The 21,931-nt window shown below is 64.0% G+C and carries 16 protein-coding genes; 5 read left to right on the forward strand and 11 right to left on the reverse strand.

The features are described from left to right. Nucleotides 1-3: 3 nt before the first annotated feature. The gene (locus tag QA640_RS43405) at nucleotides 4-1,560 is read left to right on the forward strand and encodes an MDR family MFS transporter (protein ID WP_283038710.1); all 1,557 of its coding nucleotides are present in this window, start codon (nucleotides 4-6) and stop codon (nucleotides 1,558-1,560) included. A gap of 24 nt (nucleotides 1,561-1,584) precedes the next feature. On the opposite strand, the gene QA640_RS43410 is transcribed toward QA640_RS43405, so the two are convergent. The 6 genes from QA640_RS43410 to pcaF all read right to left on the reverse strand — a co-directional run bounded on the left by QA640_RS43410 (nucleotide 1,585) and on the right by pcaF (nucleotide 7,245). After that, nucleotides 1,585-2,646, reverse strand: coding sequence for a phosphotransferase (locus QA640_RS43410; RefSeq protein ID WP_283038711.1), 1,062 nt, complete (start codon nucleotides 2,644-2,646; stop codon nucleotides 1,585-1,587). An 86-nt stretch (nucleotides 2,647-2,732) separates the two neighbouring features. Then, nucleotides 2,733-3,335 (reverse strand): protocatechuate 3,4-dioxygenase subunit alpha, encoded by a 603-nt coding sequence (gene pcaG / locus QA640_RS43415; protein WP_283038712.1) that lies wholly within the window; start codon nucleotides 3,333-3,335, stop codon nucleotides 2,733-2,735. Then, complete coding sequence (gene pcaH / locus QA640_RS43420; RefSeq protein WP_283038713.1) at nucleotides 3,336-4,037, reverse strand: protocatechuate 3,4-dioxygenase subunit beta; 702 nt, start codon at nucleotides 4,035-4,037, stop codon at nucleotides 3,336-3,338. It lies immediately after the preceding gene. Between the two features lie 143 nt (nucleotides 4,038-4,180). Further along, nucleotides 4,181-5,074, reverse strand: a complete 894-nt coding sequence (locus tag QA640_RS43425) for a dioxygenase (RefSeq protein ID WP_283038714.1) — start codon at nucleotides 5,072-5,074, stop codon at nucleotides 4,181-4,183. Nucleotides 5,075-5,190: 116 nt separating this feature from the next. Continuing rightward, nucleotides 5,191-5,355, reverse strand: coding sequence for a hypothetical protein (locus QA640_RS43430; protein WP_283038715.1), 165 nt, complete (start codon nucleotides 5,353-5,355; stop codon nucleotides 5,191-5,193). Between the two features lie 681 nt (nucleotides 5,356-6,036). Beyond that, entirely contained in the window at nucleotides 6,037-7,245 is a 1,209-nt protein-coding gene (gene pcaF / locus QA640_RS43435) for a 3-oxoadipyl-CoA thiolase (RefSeq protein ID WP_283038716.1), read from the reverse strand. 292 nt (nucleotides 7,246-7,537) lie between these two features. Between pcaF and mutS the strand changes: the two genes are divergently transcribed. Next, the gene (gene mutS / locus QA640_RS43440; RefSeq protein WP_283038717.1) at nucleotides 7,538-10,276 is read left to right on the forward strand and encodes a DNA mismatch repair protein MutS; all 2,739 of its coding nucleotides are present in this window, start codon (nucleotides 7,538-7,540) and stop codon (nucleotides 10,274-10,276) included. Between the two features lie 121 nt (nucleotides 10,277-10,397). Here the strand turns inward: mutS and QA640_RS43445 are convergent, their stop codons facing one another. The 3 genes from QA640_RS43445 to QA640_RS43455 all read right to left on the reverse strand — a co-directional run bounded on the left by QA640_RS43445 (nucleotide 10,398) and on the right by QA640_RS43455 (nucleotide 13,915). After that, nucleotides 10,398-12,074: a PAS domain-containing methyl-accepting chemotaxis protein gene (locus tag QA640_RS43445; protein WP_283043068.1), complete on the reverse strand. Its 1,677-nt coding sequence runs from the start codon at nucleotides 12,072-12,074 to the stop codon at nucleotides 10,398-10,400. Nucleotides 12,075-12,385: 311 nt separating this feature from the next. Continuing rightward, complete coding sequence (locus QA640_RS43450; protein ID WP_283038718.1) at nucleotides 12,386-13,180, reverse strand: hypothetical protein; 795 nt, start codon at nucleotides 13,178-13,180, stop codon at nucleotides 12,386-12,388. A 225-nt stretch (nucleotides 13,181-13,405) separates the two neighbouring features. Beyond that, nucleotides 13,406-13,915 (reverse strand): OsmC family protein, encoded by a 510-nt coding sequence (locus QA640_RS43455; RefSeq protein ID WP_283038719.1) that lies wholly within the window; start codon nucleotides 13,913-13,915, stop codon nucleotides 13,406-13,408. Nucleotides 13,916-14,168: 253 nt separating this feature from the next. Between QA640_RS43455 and QA640_RS43460 the strand changes: the two genes are divergently transcribed. After that, a complete protein-coding gene (locus QA640_RS43460; protein ID WP_283038720.1) occupies nucleotides 14,169-16,958 on the forward strand; it encodes a [protein-PII] uridylyltransferase in 2,790 nt (929 codons plus the stop codon). 92 nt (nucleotides 16,959-17,050) lie between these two features. Here the strand turns inward: QA640_RS43460 and QA640_RS43465 are convergent, their stop codons facing one another. Continuing rightward, nucleotides 17,051-17,578, reverse strand: coding sequence for a methylated-DNA--[protein]-cysteine S-methyltransferase (locus QA640_RS43465; RefSeq protein WP_283038721.1), 528 nt, complete (start codon nucleotides 17,576-17,578; stop codon nucleotides 17,051-17,053). Nucleotides 17,579-17,761: 183 nt separating this feature from the next. Between QA640_RS43465 and QA640_RS43470 the strand changes: the two genes are divergently transcribed. Beyond that, nucleotides 17,762-18,988 (forward strand): ABC transporter substrate-binding protein, encoded by a 1,227-nt coding sequence (locus QA640_RS43470; protein WP_283038722.1) that lies wholly within the window; start codon nucleotides 17,762-17,764, stop codon nucleotides 18,986-18,988. Nucleotides 18,989-19,097: 109 nt separating this feature from the next. Here the strand turns inward: QA640_RS43470 and QA640_RS43475 are convergent, their stop codons facing one another. Further along, complete coding sequence (locus QA640_RS43475; protein ID WP_283038723.1) at nucleotides 19,098-19,523, reverse strand: DUF1330 domain-containing protein; 426 nt, start codon at nucleotides 19,521-19,523, stop codon at nucleotides 19,098-19,100. Nucleotides 19,524-19,690: 167 nt separating this feature from the next. Between QA640_RS43475 and QA640_RS43480 the strand changes: the two genes are divergently transcribed. Then, nucleotides 19,691-21,886: a penicillin-binding protein 1A gene (locus QA640_RS43480; protein WP_283038724.1), complete on the forward strand. Its 2,196-nt coding sequence runs from the start codon at nucleotides 19,691-19,693 to the stop codon at nucleotides 21,884-21,886. The last annotated feature ends 45 nt before the right edge of the window (nucleotides 21,887-21,931 follow it).

Consider the following 21,931-nt stretch of genomic DNA (forward strand, 5'->3'; position numbering starts at 1 on the left):
TCCATGTCGTCTCCGGCCAACACCGCGATGGTCCCCGGCCTGCGCCGGAACATGGTGACGATCTGCGCCATGACCGCGACCATCATGCAGGCGCTGGACACGACGATCGCCAACGTCGCTTTGCCCTACATGCAGGGCACGCTGTCGGCTTCGCAGGACCAGATCAACTGGGTCCTGACCTCCTACATCGTCGCCGCCGCAATCATGACAGCGCCGGTGGGCTGGATCGCCAACCGCTACGGTCGCAAGCGCATCTTCATCATCTGCTCGACCGGCTTCACCTTCGCCTCCGTGCTGTGCGGGCTCGCGCAGGACATCAACCAGATGGTGCTATTCCGCCTGCTCCAGGGCGTGTTCGGCGCTGCGCTGGTGCCGCTGTCGCAGGCCGTGATGCTCGACTCCTACACGCTCCAGGAACGCGCCAAGGCGATGTCGATCTGGGGCATGGGGGTCATGATGGGGCCGATCATGGGCCCCTCGCTCGGCGCCTGGCTGACCGAGACTTATTCCTGGCACTGGGTGTTCTTCGTCAACCTTCCGTTCGGCGCGATCACCGTGCTCGGGCTGATGGTCTTCATGGACGAGACGAAGAAGGACCTCAGCCTGAAATTCGACTGGTTCGGCTTCACGGCGCTGGCCATCGCGATCGGCGCGCTGCAGCTCGCGCTCGACCGCGGCGAGCAGCTCGACTGGTTCGAATCGGCCGAGATCGTGACCGAGTTCGTGGTCTCCGCGATCGCCTTCTACTATTTCCTCGCCCACTCCTTCACGACCTCGCGTCCGTTCATCCGTTTCGCGCTGTTCAAAGACCGCAACTTCCTCACCGGCTGCATCTTCATGACGGTGATGGGGCTCGTGCTGTACTCGACCATGGCGCTGGCCTCGCCTTACCTACAAAACGTCGTCGGCTATCCCATCATCACCGCAGGCGAGCTGCTCGCGACCCGCGGCTTCGGCACCTTCCTCGCCATGATGCTCGTCGGGCGCATGATGCGCTACTTCGAGGCGCGCACGCTGATCATTGCGGGGCTGACGCTGACAGCCGGCTCGCTGTTCCAGATGACCGGTTGGACCGACCAGACCCAGGTGCCGGAGATCGTCACCGTCAGCATCTTCCAGGGCTTTGGCTTCGGCCTCGTCTTCGTGCCGCTCTCGACCGTGTCGTTCCTGACCCTGCCGAACGATCTGCGCACCGACGGCACCTCGATGCTGACGCTGCTCCGCAACGTCGCAAGCTCGGTCGGCATCTCCATCGTCATCGCCGAGCTGACCCAGGGCTCGCGCAAGACCTATGCGATCCTCTCCGAGCACATCAACCCGTTCAATCACGCGCTGCAAATGCCGGACGTCGCCGGCATGATCAACCTCTCCACCGACGCCGGCCGCGCCATGGCCGACAAGATCGTCGCCATGCAGGCGCAGATCATCGCGTTCGCGCACGACTATCAGCTCGTAATGATCTTCATCCTCTGCACCATCCCGCTGGCCCTGATGATCGGGTCAAGCAAGGCCGCGCTGCGCAAGCAGGCGGCGGGGCCGGAGCATGCGGTGATGGAGTAGCAGGTCCCCGAGGCGCGTGAGCTGCTACAACAACTCCTCACACCCCAGATCCTCGACCGCCATCATCACTCGCTCTAGATGATGCCACCAGATCCCCGGCGGGATGTTGATGGCCCATTGCCAGACCGGCTTGGTGATATGCCAGAGCACCGACCAGCGGTAATCGCGATCGAGCGCGCCGCGCGTGTATCCCGTGATGCCGTTTGCGAGCAATGTCTCGTGATAGAGATTGAGCAGTGAGCGCTCAAGCGCCTGCCGGCGTTCCGGATACCAATGCATCGCCATCATGTAAGCGAGGTCGTTGGTCGGCACATTGACGCCCCACAGGTCGAAATCGAAGATGCGCACGGTGTCGGCAACACCAGTGCGCGGCAGGAAGAAATTCCAGGTATGGGCATCGCCATGAGTGATGCTGAGATGACGGCGTAAATGGTAGCGCTCGGATAGCCGAGCGGACTGGTCGATGAGACGGCGAAAGAGAATGCGCCGTTCTTCGCTGAGGCGATCGCCGAGCAGATCGGCGAAACGGTCGTAATGGCCGGCAAAGGTCTCCATATGCTGCGCGCTGTCTTCGGTGCTCGCCCAGGTACCGACGGTGTCGCCGAGATCGGGATGGTCCCACCAGACCGCGTGCCAACGTGCAAGCGTGGCGACGATCGCGAATGTTTGCTCGCGCGACGGCGGCAACGGCCATTGGGTTGCGATCTCGTGGCTGTCGGTGAGGTCTTCGAGCAGGAGATGCCAGTTGGAGCTCTCCTCCTCGAAACGCCCGTCGAAGCAGCGCGGCACCAGCCCCGGCGGCATTTTCGGTGAAAGCTTCGTATAGAAGGCCACCTCGTGCCGACCGCCATGCGCGAGCGTCTTGGCAAAATCGACATGAGGCGTCTTGAGGATCAGCGTCTGCGGGGAACCAGCAGACTCCCCGACATAGCGCAGGCCGAGCCGGGCAATGTGCGACACGACGGTGTCGCGCTGATGAAGCACCTTCACCTCGCGCACGGCGCCCGCGTCAAGCGCGCCGGCCTTGCGCAGCGAAGCCGTGAGGTAACTGGGCTCAGCAACCGCCGGCAGTTGTGAGGATGTCATGAAGCGCCCCCCGGTGCTGCAGCCATACTGCATGATCACTGGGCGAAGCGCCAGCCGCGTCGGCCGCCTGACGCGGCGGCCCGACGTCACACGTCGAAGAACACCGTCTCGTGGTCTCCCTGGAGCCGCAGGTCGAGGCGATAGACTGGCTTGCCGGCCTCGCGCCTGGCGATGAGCGTCGCGCGGCGATCGACGGGCACCAGAGCCAGTACGGGATCGGAGGCGAGCCCTGCATCATCGCTGAAATAGATGCGGGTGTAGAGATGCCTGAGCATGCCGCGCGCGAACACCGCGACCAGGAGGTGCGGCGCCTGCGGCCTGCCATCGGGATCCGGCACTACGCCCGGCTTGATGGTGTCGAAGGAATAGTTGCCGTCCTTGTCGGTGCCGCAGCGGGCAAAGCCGCGGAAGCTGGCGTTCGGCAGCGCGCGCTTGTCCTGCGGATCGGCAAAGCGTCCCTGCGCATCCGCCTGCCAGATCTCCAGCATGCAGTCCGGCACGGCGATGCCGTCGCCGTCGAATACCTTGCCCTCGATGCGCAGGCGGTCCCCTGTGACGTCGGGCGTGAGCGTCGAGTTGGTGAAGGCGTCGTTCCACTCATACTCGCCGGTCGGCGTCAGGCCGTATTTGAAGAACGGACCGACGGTTTGCGATGGCGTGATCCCGTTGGGCTTCACAGAATCCTGCACTTAAGTGTTCTCCATTGGCGTGGCGTTCTTGCCGCGCAGCACGATGTCAAAGCGATAGCACAGCGCCCATTCGGGCTGCGTGTTCTCGAGATCGAAGGACGAGATCATCCGCGCGCGCGCCTTCTCGTCCGGCACCGCGTTGAAGATCGGATCGAACGCGAACAAGGGATCGCCGGGGAAATACATCTGCGTCACCAGGCGGCTGACGAAGGAATGACCGAACACCGAGAGATGGATGTGCGCGGGCCGCCAGGCATTGTGATGATTGCCCCAGGGGTAGGCGCCGGGCTTGATGGTGACGAAGCGGTAGTAACCGGACGCATCGCTCTGGGTGCGGCCGGCGCCGGTGAAGTTCGGGTCGAGCGGCGCGGGATGCTGGTCGCGCAGATGCACGTAGCGGCCGCAGGCATTGGCCTGCCAGATCTCGACCAGCGAATTGGGCACGCCGCGGCCGTCCTCGTCGCGCACGTGGCCGTGCACGATGATGCGCTCGCCGAGCGGCTCGCCCTTGTGTTGAAGGGTGAGATCGTTGTCGCCCTCGCGCACGGTCTCATGGCCGTAGACCGGGCCGGTCAGCTCCGACAGCGTGTGGCGCATCGGGATCAGGGGCTTGTGCGGCGCCCGCTTGATCGAGCTCTTATAGTCGGGCGACAGCGGCAAGGGATGCGCCTTGTTGCTGTCGGCGGGATAGATGAATGTCATGGCCAAACTCCTGGCGACTTTTGGCGAACTCCTCCCCGGCTATTCTGGTCCGGCCGGTCAACGCTTCCGCCAATCATTATAGTATATAATTAATTGGGGGAAGCGGGTTTAGCGATCCTGCTGCGCACTACCCGTGGGCTGACTTATTTGATCGGCGGACGCGGCAGCACGGCCTCGCCGGCCTCGAGCCGGTAGGTATGGTCGAGCGAATACCAGGGCGTCGCAACCTCATGCTCGGTCGGATGCGGCGAATCATGGCGCAGGAACTTGCCGATCAACGCCTGCGTCACGCCGAACTGCACGTCGCTGTCGATGTGCGGATCGGCGGGGTCGTACACCTGCGAGATCAGCACCTTGAATCCGGGCTTGAAGATCAGGGCGTGCAGATGCGCGGGACGATAGGGGTGCCGGTCCTGCGCCTTGAGGAGGCGGCCGACCACGCCGTTGGTCGGGATGGGATAGCCGACCATCATCACCGAGCGGAACGAGAAGCGTCCGTCCTGATCGGTCGTGAACTTGCCGCGCAGGTTCATGTCCGCCTGCTCGGGATCCTGGTTCTCATAGAGACCGACCGGCGAAGCATGCCAGACATCGACCTCCGCGCCCGCGACGGGACGGCCGTCCCTGTCCACGACGCGGGCGCTCACGAACAGTGGCGCACCGGGCGTCTCGGAGCGGACGATCGATCCGCCATTCTCGACCCGCGGCGAGTTCAAGCGCCAGAACGGTCCGAGCAGCGACTGATCGGTTTCTGTATTGCCCTGATCGCCATTGTTGAGCAGGCACACCAGCGGCGAGACGCCGAGCGAGCCCGCCATCAGCACGACTTCATTATGCGTGTCGGTCGTCAGCTTGCCGAGCTCGGCCACGATCGCCGTAGCGTCGCGGAATTCCGCTTCCGTTAGGCGCACATCGCGGACGAAGCCATGCAGGTGCTTGACCAGGGAGACCATGATCTGGCGAAGCCGCGGATCGGATGTCCGCTCCATCACCGCCAGTGCCGCAGCCGTGACGTCCCGCTCACGCTCGATGATCATGCTGTTGTTTTCTCCCTGTCATTCCGGGGATGGTCTATCGGAATCGAGTGCTTTCAGCAACTTAGCATTGTCACATCCGGGGCAATCGTGTCGCTGAATGATTCCGCCGGCGAGTGTCACATTTTTTCGGCACTCGCCCCTGCGCCAGCATCGACCCGCCCGAGCCGCTCCCATCTCTCATGCGTCGGGCCTTTCAGCCACGGCGCAACGAGTTGCCAGAGCTTGATGCAGACGGCCGCGATGTTGATCAGTCGCGTCGCGGTGGTGATAGCCGCGTCCATCCGCTTCACCCAAAGCATGAAGCGAGGCCAGAACCGAAGCTTGCAGATTTTCACGCGCAGTCCTCCGTTGAGAAATCAGGACTGCGAACAATTGGACGATCTAATAGCACAGGCGGTCAGACTTCCCATGACGCAACAGATTTAGTGGATGCGATACGGGCCCTTCGAAACGCGAGATACTACGGCGCTTTTCGTAACGCGCTGAATCAAGGGTCGGGCGAATACTACGATTTCAAAGTCGGCACTGCTTTTATCGATCTGTGATCTGTCGGCTGATACCCGTCAGTTGATACAATCTTATTCTTTGGGTTCTCGACAGAGAAAAATACTGCGCGCCATTCATGCGGCTGGCTTCGTTGGCAGGTGGCAACGACTTTGTCGATTGTCTGCTTGGTGCTAGCCGGTGAAGTTGCCCCGATCACCTCAATTTCAATCGCGAGGTCTCTACGCTGCGCCATTCGCGGGGTAGGATAGTGAACAGAACGCCCTCGAAAAGTGTCACACATCGGACCGTGTGACACTCGAAGAAAAATGGCGCTAAGCACTGAAGCTGCTGGACTTTTTCGAAGTACCTGTGACAGACTTCGGACCGGTATGGTCTGAACGACCAGACCCCGGAATCTCGAGATCCCGGATTCCACCCTTGCGGTGGCTCCGGGATGAGGGGACACTAGTCTCCCGTCAATTCAGCTTCTCGATCGCAACGGCAACACCCTGGCCGACGCCGACACACATGGTGGCGAGCGCGAGCTTGCCGCCGCGCTTCTCCATGCCGTGGACGGCCGTGAGCGCAAGGCGCGCGCCGCTCATGCCGAGGGGATGGCCGAGCGCAATCGCGCCGCCATGCGGATTGACGAAATCAGCGTCGTCCTTGACGCCGAGCTGACGCAGGCAGGCGATGCCCTGCGAGGCAAAGGCTTCGTTCAGCTCGATCAGGTCGAAATCGCTGATTTTCTTACCCAGCCGCTCCATCAGCTTGCGGGTCGCCGGCACGGGTCCGATGCCCATGATGCGCGGCGGCACGCCGGCTGACGCAAGGCCGAGGATGCGCGCGCGGGGCGTCAGGCCGTGCTCCTTCACGGCGGCCTCGGAAGCGAGGATCATCGCGGCAGCGCCGTCATTGACGCCGGAGGCGTTGCCGGCCGTCACCGTGCCGGGATTGCGCACGATCGGCTTCAGCTTGGCGAGGCCCTCGAGCGTGGTCTCCGGACGCGGATGCTCATCCCTGTCGACCGTGATGGGGCCGGCCTTGCCGCCGGGAATGGTGATCGGCGTGATCTCTTCGGCGAAATAGCCCGCCGCGATCGCCGCGCCCGCGCGCTGCTGCGAGCGGATCGCGAAGGCGTCCTGGTCGGCGCGCGAGACCTGGAATTCCTCGGCGACGTTCTCGCCGGTCTCCGGCATCGCATCGACGCCATACTGCGCCTTCAGCACCGGGTTGATGAAGCGCCAGCCGATGGTGGTGTCAAAGATCTCGGCCGAGCGCGAGAAGGCTTCCTGCGCCTTGCCCATGACGAAGGGCGCGCGCGTCATGGATTCGACGCCGCCCGCGATCGCGAATTCGATCTCGCCCGAGCGGATCGCGCGGCCGGCCGCGCCGACGGCATCGAGGCCGGAGGCGCAGAGGCGGTTCAGCGTCTGGCCTGGAACCGAATCCGGCAGACCTGCGAGCAACAGCGCCATGCGCGCGACGTTGCGGTTGTCCTCGCCGGCCTGGTTGGCGCAGCCGAAGAACACTTCGTCGACCTGCGACCAGTCGAGCTTGGGGTGCTTGGCCATCAGCGCCTTGATCGGGGCAGCGGCGAGATCGTCGGCGCGCACCTTGGCGAGCGAGCCACCGAAACGGCCGATCGGGGTCCGGACGGCATCGCAGATAAACACATCACGCATCGTTGTTCTCCCTGAGTGCCGCGGTCCGGCCAAATTCTTCAATGACGGCGCAGTTTTAGGAGGGCACCCGCGGCAGGTCAATTGACGGTTTCGCGCAAGGCTGCATGGCCTGGCGCATGCTTGGCATGAAATCTCAACTGTCATTCCACATTGCGCAATGGGGGCGCCCGAGCCGGGAACGACGACCGAAGCTGTGGCGCCCATATCCCGCCGTGCGGACAGCGTGGAAAACCCGGTCTTCCCAGCCAAAGCGATAGGAGCACGGGACGAAATTTTGTAGGTTGCGCCGCTCATGACCGTCCAGCAGCCGATCCCTGTGCCTCCCCCCGACGACGTGCCCGCGCCGCAAGCGGAAGTGTCCGCGCGCGTGACGCCGATGATGGAACAGTATCTGGAGATCAAGGCGGCGCATCCGGGCCTCTTGCTGTTCTACCGGATGGGCGATTTCTACGAATTGTTCTTCGAGGACGCCGAGATCGCCTCCAAGACGCTCGGCATTGTGCTGACCAAGCGCGGCAAGCATCAGGGCACCGATATCCCGATGTGCGGCGTGCCGGTCGAGCGCTCCGAGGATTATCTGCACCGCCTGATATCAGCTGGTCACCGCGTCGCGGTGTGCGAGCAGACCGAGGATCCCGCCGCTGCCAAGGCGCGCGGCAACAAGAGCGTAGTGCGCCGCGGCGTGGTGCGACTGGTCACGCCGGGTACGCTGACCGAGGACACGCTGCTCGATGCACGGGCCAACAACTATTTGCTCGCGATCGCGCGCGCCCGCTCCTCTTCCGGCGGCGACCGTTTCGGGCTCGCCTGGATCGACATCTCGACCGCCGAGTTCATGGTGACGGAATGCGCCGGCGGCGAGCTCGCCGCAACGCTCGCGCGCATCAACCCGAACGAGGCGATCGTCACTGACGCGCTCTATAGCGACAACGAACTCGGGCCGGTCTTGCGGGAGTTGCCGGCCGTGACGCCGCTGACCCGCGATGTCTTCGACGGAGCCACCGCCGGGAAACGCCTGTGCGACTATTTCGCCGTCGCGACCATGGACGGGCTTGCGCAGCTCACGCGCCTCGAAGCCACTGCCGCGGCCGCAGCTGTCACCTATGTCGACCGCACCCAGGTCGGAAAACATCCGCCGCTGTCGCCGCCCGCGCGCGAGGCCTCGGGCGCGACCATGGCGATCGACCCTGCCACCCGCGCCAATCTCGAGCTGACGCGGACGCTCGCCGGCGAACGGCGCGGCTCGCTGCTCGACGCCATCGACTGCACGGTCACCTCGGCCGGTTCGCGCCTGCTCGCACAACGCCTCGCCGCGCCGCTGACGGACGCGGCAGGAATTGCGCGGCGGCTCGACGCGGTCGGCGCCTTTGTCGCGGATTCCGCTGCGCGCGAGGATATCCGCAGCATCCTGCGCGGTGCCCCCGACATGTCGCGGGCGCTGGCGCGGCTCTCGGTCGGCCGCGGTGGGCCACGCGATCTCGCCGGAATCCGCGACGGCATCCTGGCGGCTGACCAGGCGCTGGCGCGGCTCAATGAAATCGACCAGCCGCCGCAGGAGATCGCCGCGGTGATGGCAGCGATGCAGCGGCCGTCGCGCGAGCTCGCGGCAGAGTTTGCGACCGCGCTCGCCGAACAATTGCCGCTGATCAAGCGCGACGGCGGTTTCGTTCGCGAGGGCTATGAGCCGGCGCTCGACGAGGCGCGGAACCTGCGCGACGCCTCGCGCCTGGTGGTCGCCTCGATGCAGGCGCGCTACGCCGACGACACCTCCATCAAAGGCCTCAAGATCCGGCACAACAACGTGCTCGGCTATTTCGTCGAGGTCACCGCGCAGCACGGCGATAAGCTGATGTCGCCGCCGCTGAATGCGACCTTCATCCACCGCCAGACGCTGGCGGGCCAAGTGCGCTTCACGACGTCCGAGTTAGGGGAGATCGAGGCCAAGATCGCCAACGCCGGCGACCGCGCGCTCGGGCTCGAGCTCGAAATCTTCGAGCGGCTCTGCGCCAAGGCGCTTGATATCAGTGAGGATTTGCGCGCCGCCGCGCATGGCTTTGCACTGCTCGATGTTGCAACGTCGCTGGCAAAACTCGCGCTCGACGAGAATTACGTGCGGCCCGAGGTCGACGGCTCTCTCGGCTTTGCGATCGAGGCCGGCCGCCATCCCGTCGTCGAGCAGGCCCTGAAGCGCAATGGCGAGCCGTTCATCGCCAATGCCTGTGATCTCTCGCCATCACCCGGCCAAAAGTCCGGCCAGCTCTGGCTGCTCACCGGCCCCAACATGGCCGGTAAGTCGACCTTCCTGCGTCAGAACGCACTGATTGCTTTGATGGCGCAGACCGGCAGCTTCGTGCCGGCCTCGCGCGCGCGCATCGGCATCGTCGACCGGTTGTTCTCGCGCGTCGGCGCCGCCGACGATCTCGCCCGTGGCCGCTCCACCTTCATGGTGGAGATGGTCGAGACGGCCGCGATCCTGAACCAGGCCGGCGAGCGCTCGCTCGTCATCCTCGACGAGATCGGCCGCGGCACCGCGACTTTCGACGGCCTCTCGATCGCCTGGGCCGCGATCGAGCATCTGCACGAGAGCAACCGCTGTCGCACGCTGTTTGCCACGCACTATCACGAGCTCACCGCACTCTCGGCAAAGCTGCCGCGGATGTTCAATGCCACGGTGCGGGTGAAGGAATGGCAGGGCAACGTCGTGTTCATGCACGAGGTGCTGCCGGGCTCGGCCGACCGCTCCTACGGCATCCAGGTCGCAAAGCTCGCCGGCCTGCCGCCCGCCGTGATCACGCGCGCCAAATCCGTGCTGGCGAAACTGGAAGCACAAGACCGCGGCCAGACCGCGCGTGCGCTGGTCGACGACCTGCCGCTGTTCGCGGTCCCCTCACGCGCCGCCGCGGAAGCGGCCCCGCCGAGCGAGGCCGAGCAGTTGATGCAAGCCGTGAAAGCGCTGCATCCGGACGAGATGACGCCGCGCGAGGCGCTGGACGCGCTCTATGCGCTGAAGGCCAAGCTGCCGAAGCAGTGACGAAACCGTAGGGTGGGTTAGCGAAGCGTAACCCACCTCTTCTCTCGCAGCGACGAAAGTGACGGGTAACGCCCGGCGGACTGCGCTTCACGCTAAGCTCCTACGACAGGCTGGTACCGGCCTACGCCCTCGCCGCGATCGCGGCGGCTTCCGCCGCCGCGCGCTGCATGCTGGTCGACATCTCGTTGGTGACCGTGCTCTGCTCCTCAATGGCGGCCGCGGTCGAGGTCACGTATTCGCTGACATTGTTGATCGCCTGCTTGATCGAACTGAGCGCGCTGACGACGTCGCCGGAGATGCCGTTGAGGCTGCCGATCTCCTGGCCAATCTTGTCGGTGGCCTGCTTGGCCTGGTTGGCGAGGCTCTTCACCTCGGAGGCGACCACCGCGAAGCCGCGACCGGCCTCGCCCGCGCGCGCGGATTCGATGGTGGCATTGAGTGCGAGCAGGTTGATCTGGCCGGTGATGCTGTTGATCATCTCGACGATGCCGCTCATTGCCTGCGCGGCTTCGGTCAGGCGCTGGGCCTGCGCGTCGGCGGAGGCGACCTGATCCACCGCGCTCATCGCGGTCTCGCGGGATTTGGTCATCGCCTCGGAGATCTCCCGCACCGAGGCGTTGAGCTCTTCTGAGCCGGCGGCGACCGATTCCATCATGCCGCGGACGCGCTCATTGCCCATGCGGACCAAGACCTGCTTCGTGGTGTCGGTCGCATATTTCACGACCTTGAACGGCTTGCCGTTGAGATCGAGGATCGGGTTGTAGGAGGCCTGGATGTAGACCTCCCTGCCGCCCTTGCCGATGCGCTTGTATTCGGCCGCCTGGTACTGGCCGCGGTTGAGCGCAGCCCAGAAATCGCGATAGGCCGCACTATCGCGCTCCGACGGCTCGACGAACATGCTGTGATGCTTGCCCTTGATCTCGGACAGGCCGTAACCGAGGGTGGCGAGGAAGTTGTGGTTGGCCGTGATGATCGTGCCGTCCATGTTGAACTCGATCACCGCCTGCGCCTTGTCGATCGCGGCGAGCTGGCCGGCGAGATCGGCGTTCTTCAGCTTCTCCGCGGTGATGTCCGTTGCGAACTTGACGACCTTGAATGGCCTGCCCTTGTCATCCAGAACCGCGTTATAGGATGCGAGGATCCAGACTTCCCTGCCGCCCTTGCCGATGCGCTTGTATTCGCCGACCCGGTATTCACCGCGGTTGAGAGCTGCCCAGAATTCACGATAGGCCGCGCTATCGCGCTCGACCGGCGGCACGAACATGCTGTGGTGCTTGCCTTGGATTTCCGCCAGCGAATAGCCGATGGCCTTCAGGAAATTTTCGTTGGCGGTCAGCACCGAGCCGTCGAGATTGAACTCGATGACGGCCTGAACCCGGCTGATCGCCGCAGCCTGGGCCTCGTAGTTGGCGTTCTGGAGACGCACCGAGGCATCTGACCATTCGACGACGACGCCGGCACGACGTCCGTCGGGGTGCTTCAAGGGCGTTGCTACCAGATCGAAGGTCCACCGGCCGATCCTGATCGTCGCGCGGTGCCGCGACTGGAGGCTCTCGAGCATCCGGCGCTGATGGCTCGGGTTCTTGTGGAACACATCGATATTGGCGCCGATCAATCCGGTGATCTTGAATTGCGGCAGCTCCTTCCTGAGGTCCGATTCGGCACCTCTGAAGAACTCGGTCATCGCCTCGTTCATGTAGACGATGTTGAAGCTCTCGTCTGCGATCATGACGTTTGCGCTGATCGCCTTGGCGGCCAGCAAGGCGAGTAGGTCGTGGTTAGGCTTGCGACCAAAAATCAAAGCTTCCTCCGGAATCAAGTCATAAGTCTGCGTTGGGCGCTCGCATGCGGGCGCGCCATGGTAACGAGCAGTTTGAGCTTTCGGCCGGCCGATCGCTCATACTGGTTGGCTGAACTCTGCAATGTCCGCTTACTCGGACATGATCCCCTGATGCCGATCTCCGACCAAGCGCCGAGAGCGCCTCCGACGGGTACATTTACGGACAAGACACAAAGATTAAATTAATAATGATATCGAGAACTGGCAGCGAAACACCGTAAAACTACGCGCCCTGAGCCCGCAAACTTTCCGTCCGCGTTGCTTACGCTTCAGTGTGCAGCTTTCCTGCGTCCGCGCCGCCACAGCGTCAGATTCCACGTCACGCAGGTTGCAAGCGCCAGAGTGAGACCAACCGGCGATCCAAGCTGCACGACCGCCACGTGCATCACTGCGATTGCCATGCCGAATCCCAGCAGGCCCCACGCGGAGTTCGCGATCACGGCCGCGGTCGGCGGGCCGCCGATGCGCGGATGCAGGATCACCATCATGCTGGTGAAGACGATCGGATAGAGCGCGATGATGCCGCTGACGCGCGGCCCGACCCATCCTGATGTCGACACCACGATGGCAACGAGCGTTGCGACCAGCGCGGCGCGGAAGGGAATGTCATACCAGCGGAGCGTGACCAGCGGCATCTTCACTTGGCGGTAGCGCGCGAGCAGCGGAATGCAGATGCCGAACGCGATCAGGTTGGCGGCGAGGCCCGCCGTCAGCGACCAATCGAACTGGCGGATGATCGAGGCGAGCGCGATCCATACGGCAATTGCCGCACCACAACTGACGATGAGGTTGCGCCGCTGCGCCAGCACTACGTAGGTGAGCCCGAGGAAGATCGTCGCGGCGTTGACGGGAAGGCTCGCCAGTGCACCCTGCGCGATGAAGGCGGCGTCGTGGTCGAGCGCGAGAAAGACATAGGAGGGCCCCGCGGAAATCGGGAGCGTCGCGACCAGCGCGCCGATCACGGGACCCGAGCGCTCGGTGATGATCGACGCCGTCACGACGAACGCCGCAGCAATCGCCATGCGCAGGAGGAGAAAGAGGAGGAAGGTGAGTTCGGGAGGCATTCTTGTTTGTTTTGTTCGTCGTCGTTCCCGGACAAGCAGGCTGGATCCGGCAACTTTCACCGTCATTCCGGAGCGCGCGAAGCGCGAGCGCGGAATCCATAACCACAGACGGCAGTCGTTCACAACGATGGCGCGAAGACCGTCCGAAGGCACAACGGCCTGGGGTTATGGGTTCGCGCCTACGCGGGGAACGACACCGATGTTCGGACTACGACCTTCGCTCCCTCACATCCTCTGCATCGACACCGAGACCTTCGGGCCGCTCTTGATGGTCTGGTAGACCACGCAATAGCGTTCAGTGAGCTTCAGCAGCAGATCGAGCTTGTCCTGCGGGGCGTCGGTGTCGACCTCGAAGCGCAAGCGGATCTCGGCGAAACCGACCGGCGTCTCCTTGTCGACGCCGAGCGTGCCGCGGAAATCGAGGTCGCCCTCGGCATAGACGTTACCAGTCTTCAAGGGCACATCGATCGCGGTCGCGACCGATTTCAGCGTGACGCCGGCGCAGGCAACGAGCGCCTCGAGCAGCATGTCGCCCGAACAAAGCTCCAGTCCGGAGCCGCCGGTCGCCGGATGGAGGCCGGCCACCGCGAGGGCGCGGCCGGTCTCAACCTTGCACGCGATGCCGTCGCCGTCGGTCGAGCCCTTGGCCTTCAGCGTGATCAGCGCGGCTTTCGGATCGGTCTTGTAGCGTTCCTTGATCGGGGCCTGCATCTGGCGGAGCTGTGCGGCGTCCATTCTGTTTTCTCTCCCCAAAAAAGGTTCGGTCGGCAAGGCGGTATAGAGGGCGACCGGTTTGATGTCAGCCCATGATTGATATGGGCTGCCATGGGCGGCACCATGGCCGCTTAAAAGTATATTACATCCAATATGTTACACAGACACCTCGCGCCGGCAGCCCGCGCTTCCGAGGAGGCCGGCCGGAACGTATCTCTGTCTCCCTGTTAATGTCTCGTGACAGCGCTCATCGCCTCTTATATCGGGTTAAGTCATGGACAGTGTCGCGACCCAGCACAAGCAGGAGATGGATGATCGCTTCGACAGCGCGCGGATTACCGCCGCGGTCGATGCGCTTGCCGCAAAGCATGAGGGGCGCGAGGACGCGTTCCGCACGGCGATGGCGCAACTGCTCAAGGCCGAGCTGATCGCAGCGCGCGCGGAAGCGCAGAGGATCCTGCTGAAGGACCGCCACGGCCGGCGCTGCGCCGAGCGGCTGTGCCACGTGCAGGACGAGATCATCCGCATCCTCTATTGGGCCGCGACCCGCCATCTGTACCGCTCGCCGATCCCGACCGGCGCCGAGCGCATGGCCGTCGTGGCAACCGGCGGTTACGGCCGCGGCCTGATGGCACCGGAATCCGACATCGATCTCTTGTTTATCCTGCCCTACAAGCAGACCGCCTGGGGCGAGCAGGTCGCCGAAGCCATCCTCTATTGTCTCTGGGACATGGGCTTGAAGGTCGGTCACGCCACGCGCTCGGTCGATGAATCGATCCGGCAGGCGCGCGGCGACATGACCATTCGCACCGCGATTCTGGAGACGCGCTTCCTCACCGGCGACCAGCCGCTCTATGACGAGCTGGTCGCGCGGTTCGACAAGGAGGTCGTGCAGGGCACGGCATCCGACTTCGTCACCGCAAAGCTCGCCGAGCGCGAGGAGCGGCATCGCCGCGGCGGACAGTCGCGCTACCTGGTCGAGCCCAACGTCAAGGACGGCAAGGGCGGCCTGCGCGATCTGCATACGCTGTTCTGGATCGCGAAATACGTCTACCGCGTGCGCGACACCGACGAGCTCGTCGAGCGCGGCGTGTTCGACGCACAGGAATACCGTACCTTCCGCCGCTGCGCCGACTTCCTCTGGTCGGTACGCTGCAATCTGCATTTCTACTGCGGCCGCGCCGAGGAGCGCCTCTCCTTCGATCTCCAGCGCGAGATCGCGGTCCGCCTTGGCTACACCTCGCATCCTGGCATGCAGGACGTCGAGCGCTTCATGAAGCACTACTTCCTGGTCGCCAAGGAAGTCGGCAACCTCACCGCCATCCTGTGCGCCAAGCTGGAAGACCAGCAGGCCAAGCCCGCGCCGGTGCTGAGCCGGATGATGGCGCGCTTGCGGCCGAGCACCGTCAAGCGACGGGTGCCCGAGAGCGACGATTTCATCGTCGACAACAACCGCATCAACCTGGCTGCGCCCGACGTGTTCAAGCACGATCCCGTCAATCTGATCCGCATTTTCCGCCTGGCGCAGAAGAACAACCTCGCCTTCCACCCGGACGCGATGCGTAACGTGACGCGCTCGCTCAATCTGATCAACGCGCAGCTCCGGGAGAATCCCGAAGCCAACCGGCTGTTCATGGAGATCCTGACCTCCAACGATGCCGAGACTGTACTGCGGCGGATGAACGAGACCGGCGTACTCGGTCAATTCATCCGTGCCTTCGGCAAGATCGTTTCGATGATGCAGTTCAACATGTATCATCATTACACCGTCGACGAGCATTTGATCCGCTGCATCGGATTCCTCCAGGACATCGAGCGCGGCGGCATCGAGGAATTCACGCTCGCGAGCGACCTGATGCGCAAGACGAGGCCCGAGCACCGGCCGGTGATCTATATCGCGACGCTGTTGCACGACATCGCCAAGGGCAGGCCCGAGGATCACTCGATCGCTGGCGCCAAGGTGGCGCGGCGGCTCTGTCCGCGGCTCGGCTTCAGCCCGGCCGATACCGAGCTCGTGGCCTGGCTGATCGAAGAACATCTCACCATGTCGACGGTCGCGCAGTCGCGCGATCTGTCCGACCGCAAAACGATCGAGAACTTTGCCGCCGTGGTGCAGTCGGTCGAGCAGATGAAGCTGCTCACGATCCTGACCACCGCCGACATCCGCGGCGTCGGCCCCGGCGTGTGGAACGGCTGGAAGGCGCAGCTTTTGCGCTCGCTCTACTATGAGACCGAGCCGGTGCTGACCGGCGGCTTCTCCGAGGTCGATCGGGGAAAGCGCCTTGCCGCCGCGCAGGCCGAATTCCGCATCGCCTTCGCCGAATGGCCGAAGGAGGAGTTGGACGCCTATGTCGGCCGGCACTATCCGGCCTACTGGCTCAAGGTCGAGCTGCCGCGCAAGATGCGCCACGCCCGTTTCGTGCGCGCGAGCGAACAAGCCGGCCACAAGCTCGCGATCAATGTCGGCTTCGACGAGGTGCGCGGCGTTACCGAACTCACGATCTTCGCTGCCGACCATCCCTGGCTGCTGTCGATCATTGCCGGCGCCTGCGCGTCCGCCGGCGCCAACATCGTCGACGCCCAGATCTACACCACGACTGACGGCCGCGCACTCGATACCATCTCGATCTCGCGCGAGTACGATCGCGACGAGGACGAGGGCCGCCGCGCGACCCGCATCGGCGAGATGATCGAGGACGTGCTGGAAGGCAAGCTGCGGCTGCCCGAGGTGGTGGCGCGGCGCACCGTGCGCAGCAAGGCGCGGCCCTTCGTGATCGAGCCGGAGGTGATCATCAACAATCAGTGGTCCGACCGCTATACCGTGATCGAGGTTTCCGGCCTCGACCGTCCCGGCCTGCTCTACGAGTTGACCACCGCGATCTCCAAGCTGAACCTCAACATCGCGTCCGCGCATGTCGCGACCTTCGGCGAGCGCGCGCGCGACGTGTTCTACGTCACCGACCTCCTCGGCGCCCAGATCAACGCACCGACGCGCCAAGCCGCGATCAAGAGCGCGCTGACCCATGTGATGACGGGCGAGAAGACGGTTCAGCCGGCGGCGTAAGGCGGCGAGTCGCGCAATACCTCCACTCGTCAGTCCGGGGCGCGCGCAGCGCGAGCCCGGACTGACCAGTGGAGAGGTCGGCGCGACCTTCGCTAAACTTCCACCCCCTCATGCCTGAGCAGCCAGCGTTTGCGCTCGAGGCCGCCGCCGTATTTCACCAGCGAGCCGTCGGCGCCGATCAGGCGGTGACAGGGCAGCACCACGCTGATCGGATTGGAGCCGTTGGCGTGACCGACGGCGCGCACTGCCTTGGGCATGTCGAGCTTTGCAGCCAATGCGCCGTAGCTCAGCGTCGTTCCTGAGGGAATCGTTGCGAGGGCCGTCCAGACCTTGCGCTGGAACGGCGTGCCCGCGACACGCCACTTGATGGTCTTGAGCTTGCCGAGATCGCCCTCGAAATAGCCTGATAGCGCCGATCGCATGTCGGCCGGCGCGCGCTGCGCGCGCAAATCCACCGCGCCATAATGCAGTCGCAACAGCTCACGCATGCGGTGTTCGTAGTCCTCCCAATCGAGCGCGCGCAGGATGCCGTCGTTATCGATGACGAGCAAGGCGGTCCCGATCGGCGTCGTCAGATGATCAAGGCCAAATGCTTCCGGGTTCTGTGGCGACTTCAGCATGATCACTCTGCTCGAAAGGACCAGCGCACATTGTCGCGAGACGCCCGCAAACGCCACCCGAAAGCTGACGCGCCTTGCGTCGTGGCTGGGCTTCCTCCACAATTCCCGACAGCGATGGCGGCCGCTCAAAACGGGCGGAAACAGACCATCGGCAGATAATTCCGTCAGGAGGAAGATTCCGAGATGAACAATCGTCCAGCCCGTTTGGCCGCCACCGCGGCCTTTGCCCTTGCGCTCGCGGCGTCCCCCGCGCTCGCCCAGAAGAAGTACGACACCGGCGCGACTGACACCGAGATCAAGATCGGCCAGACTGTGCCGTTCTCGGGCCCCTATTCCGTCTATGCCAATATCGGCAAGACGCAGGCCGCCTATTTCAAGATGATCAACGATCAGGGCGGCATCAACGGCCGCAAGATCAACCTGATCCAGTATGACGACGCCTACTCGCCGCCGAAGACGGTCGAGCAGGTGCGCAAACTCGTCGAAGGCGACGAGGTGCTGTTCACGTTCCAGCTCATCGGCACCGCGGCAAATGCCGCCGTGCAGAAATATCTCAACGGCAAGAAGGTGCCGCAGCTGCTCGCCTCGACCGGTGCGGCGCGCTTCAACGATCCGAAGAACTATCCCTGGACCATCGCCTATAACCCCAACTACGTGTCCGAGGGGCGCATCTACGCAAAATACATTCTCGACAATCACCCCAACGCCAAGATCGGCGTGCTCTACCAGAATGACGACATGGGCCGCGACTATCTCGCCGGCCTGAAGAGTGGCCTCGGCGACAAGGCCGCCGGCATGATCGTCGGCGAGGTGTCATACGAGGTCACCGATCCGACCGTCGACTCGCAGGTGGTCAAGCTGAAGTCGATGGGCGCCGACGTGTTCTTTGACGCCTCGACGCCGAAGTTCGCGGCCCAGGCGATCAAGAAGCTGGCCGACCTCGGCTGGACGCCGGTCCACATCGTCGACATCAATGCGAGCCCGATCTCAGCGACGCTGAAGCCTGCCGGTCTCGACATCTCCAAGGGCATCATCTCGACCCAATACGGCAAGGAGCCGGGCGACCCGCAGTGGAAGGACGATCCGGGCGTGAAAGCCTATTTCGCCTTCATGGACAAGTATTTTCCCGATGGCGACAAGCTCAACACGGTGAACACCTACGCCTATTCGGTGGCCGAGCTCCTGGTCCAGGTGCTAAAGCAGTGCGGCGACGACCTGACGCGTGAGAACGTCATGAAGCAGGTCGCCAACATCAAGGACTTCACCCCGAGCTTCGCGCTGCCCGGCATCAAGATCAACACCGGGCCGAACGACTTCCGCGTCAACAAACAGATGCAGATGATGAAGTTCAACGGCGAACGCTGGGAGCTGTTCGGCCCGATCATGGAAGACACGGGTCCGTCCGGTTAGTCTCGTCAGGCAAAGGCACTCGCTCTCTTGTTCCCTCCCCCGCACGGGGAGGGAACGCAGCGGAGGTTGCGGTGACTGCGCCGAGCAGATCAGCTAACGGTTCCCTCACCTATTCCGGTATCTCGCCAAAATTCTTTCCCAACGACAGCACCGCGTGACGGATCAGGCGGGAGTCTTCGACGGCCGCCTGGCGGTGCTTCACCGCCTCGCGATAGACGGGATCGCGGATCATCTCGACGAAGGCGGCAACGCTTGGATATTCGGCGATGAAGCAGTGGTCCCAGCGTTCCTCCTGCGGGCCGATCAGCATCATCTCGAACTTGCCCTGCCAGACGATGCGGCCGCCGAGGCGCGTGAACACCGGGCCGCTGTCGCGACCATAAGCAGCATAGGCCTCAGCGCCGGTCGCTTTCCGGCCATCCGGATAGGCCGCCTGCTTTCGCAGCCGGACCAGGTTGAGCATGTGGATCGGGCCCGGGCGGTCGTTCTCCCGGAATTGCGCGAAAACTTCCTTGGTCGGATCGATATGGCCCATGGGCATTCCCTTTCGTTGATGTCTGGATCCTAGCTTTGCCGCTTGGCTCGCGGAACCACCGGCACGCGCCCGCCGCACCTCCTAATCCCGCGTTAAGCTTTGCGTAACCGGGCCTTAAACAGCCGCAGCTAGCGTGCGGCGGGGCGGGCTGACTGGGCGTTTTGTAGATGGCGTGGGCAAAGAAAAGAGGCGGGCGCAAGGAGCCGCTGTTTGGCTTGCCCGCAGCGCTGGCCGATTTGCGCCTGACGGCTGCAGATCGCATCCCCAATGTCGCAGATGACAAGCCGAAAAAGGCCAAGGCCAAGCGCAAGAGCGACGATGGCGATGAGGAGCCGCCGCGCGAAAGGAAGGCGCCCGTGAGCCGCAGCGGCGCAAAGCGAAGGTCGAAGTCGAAGATCGGCTTTGGCATCGGCCGCTTGTTCTATTGGGGCGCGGTGCTCGGCCTCTGGGGCGTGATCGCCGTGATCGGCGTCGTGATCTGGGTCGGCGCCCATCTGCCCCCCATTCAATCGCTGGAGATTCCCAAGCGCCCGCCGACGATCCAGATCGTCGGCATCGACGGCAGCGTGCTGGCGCAACGCGGCGAGATGGCCGGCGCCAATGTTTCGCTGAAGGATCTGCCGCCCTATTTGCCGAAGGCGTTCATCGCCATCGAGGACCGCCGCTTCTATTCGCATTTCGGCATCGACCCGGTCGGCATCTTGCGCGCCGCCGTCACCAATGTTCTGCATCGCGGCGTCTCGCAGGGCGGCTCGACGCTGACGCAGCAGCTCGCCAAGAACCTGTTCCTGACGCAGGAGCGCACCATGCAGCGCAAGCTGCAGGAGGCCGAGCTTGCGATCTGGCTGGAGCGCAAGCACTCCAAGAACGAGATTCTGGAGCTCTACCTCAACCGCGTCTATTTCGGCTCCGGCGCCTACGGCGTCGAGGCCGCGGCCCAGAAATATTTCGGCAAGTCGGCGAAGAACGTGACGATCGCGGAGGCCGCGATGCTCGCGGGCCTCGTCAAATCGCCCTCGCGCCTTGCGCCCAACCGCAATCCCGAAGGCGCGGAAGCGCGCGCGCAGGTCGTGCTCACCGCAATGGCGGACGCCAAATTCATCACCGAAGCGCAGGCGCAGGCCTCGATCGGCCATCCCGCGACCAACGTGAAGCCGGCCGGCGCAGGCACCGTGAACTACGTCGCCGACTGGATCGGCGAAGTCCTGGACGATCTCGTCGGCCAGATCGACCAGAGCATCACGGTCGAGACCACGATCGATCCAAAGCTCCAGAACGTGGCGGAAGCCGCCATCATCGACGAACTCGCCGCGAAAAGCGTGAAATTCAACGTCAGCCAGGGTGCGCTGGTCGCCATGACGCCTGACGGTGCCGTGCGGGCCCTGGTCGGCGGGCGCAACTATTCCGAGAGCCAGTACAACCGCGCGGTGACCGCCAAGCGCCAGCCGGGCTCCTCGTTCAAGCCGTTCGTCTATCTGACCGCGCTCGAACAGGGGCTGACGCCCGACACCATCCGCCAGGACGCGCCGATCGAGGTCAAGGGCTGGAAGCCCGAGAACTACACCCATGAGTATTTCGGGGCGGTGACGCTGACGCAGGCGCTCGCGATGTCGCTCAACACGGTCGCAATTCGCCTCGGCCTCGAAGTCGGACCGAAGAACGTGGTGCGCACCGCGCACCGCCTCGGCATCTCCTCGAAGCTCGAGCCCAACGCCTCGATCGCGCTCGGCACCTCCGAAGTCTCGGTCGTCGAGCTGGTCGGCGCCTATGCACCGTTCGCCAATGGCGGCTTCGCGATGTCGCCGCATGTGGTGACGCGGATCAAGACGCTCGAGGGCAAGCTGCTCTACATGCGCCAGCCCGACGAGCGCAACCAGGTGATCGAGCCGCGCTATGTCGCGATGATGAACACGATGATGCGGGAGACGCTGATCTCCGGCACCGCCAAGAAGGCGGAGATCCCCGGCTGGATGGCGGCCGGCAAGACCGGCACCAGCCAGGATTACCGCGACGCCTGGTTCATCGGCTATACCGCCAACCTCGTCACCGGCGTCTGGCTCGGCAATGACGACAACTCGCCGACGAAGAAAGCCACTGGCGGCGGCCTGCCGGTGGAAGTCTGGTCGCGCTTCATGCGCACCGCGCACGAAGGCGTGCCGGTGGCAAGCCTGCCGAATTCGCAAGTCGGCTGGGGCCTGTCCAACCTCGCGCAGGCGGCCTCGCAAGTCTCCGCACCGACGCCGCCCGCTCCCGTCAGCAACGGCGGCACGCGCCCGCCCCCGACGCGCGCCAATGTCCGACCAGAGCCGGCCGCGGGGCTCGACGGCTGGCTGATGGACCGGTTGTTCGGCGGGAACAGGTAGCGATTAAAGTGGCCTCGCCCCGACCGTCCAACTCAAATCTCGAAA

This window comes from Bradyrhizobium sp. CB82 (assembly GCF_029714405.1).
Classification (GTDB): domain Bacteria; phylum Pseudomonadota; class Alphaproteobacteria; order Rhizobiales; family Xanthobacteraceae; genus Bradyrhizobium.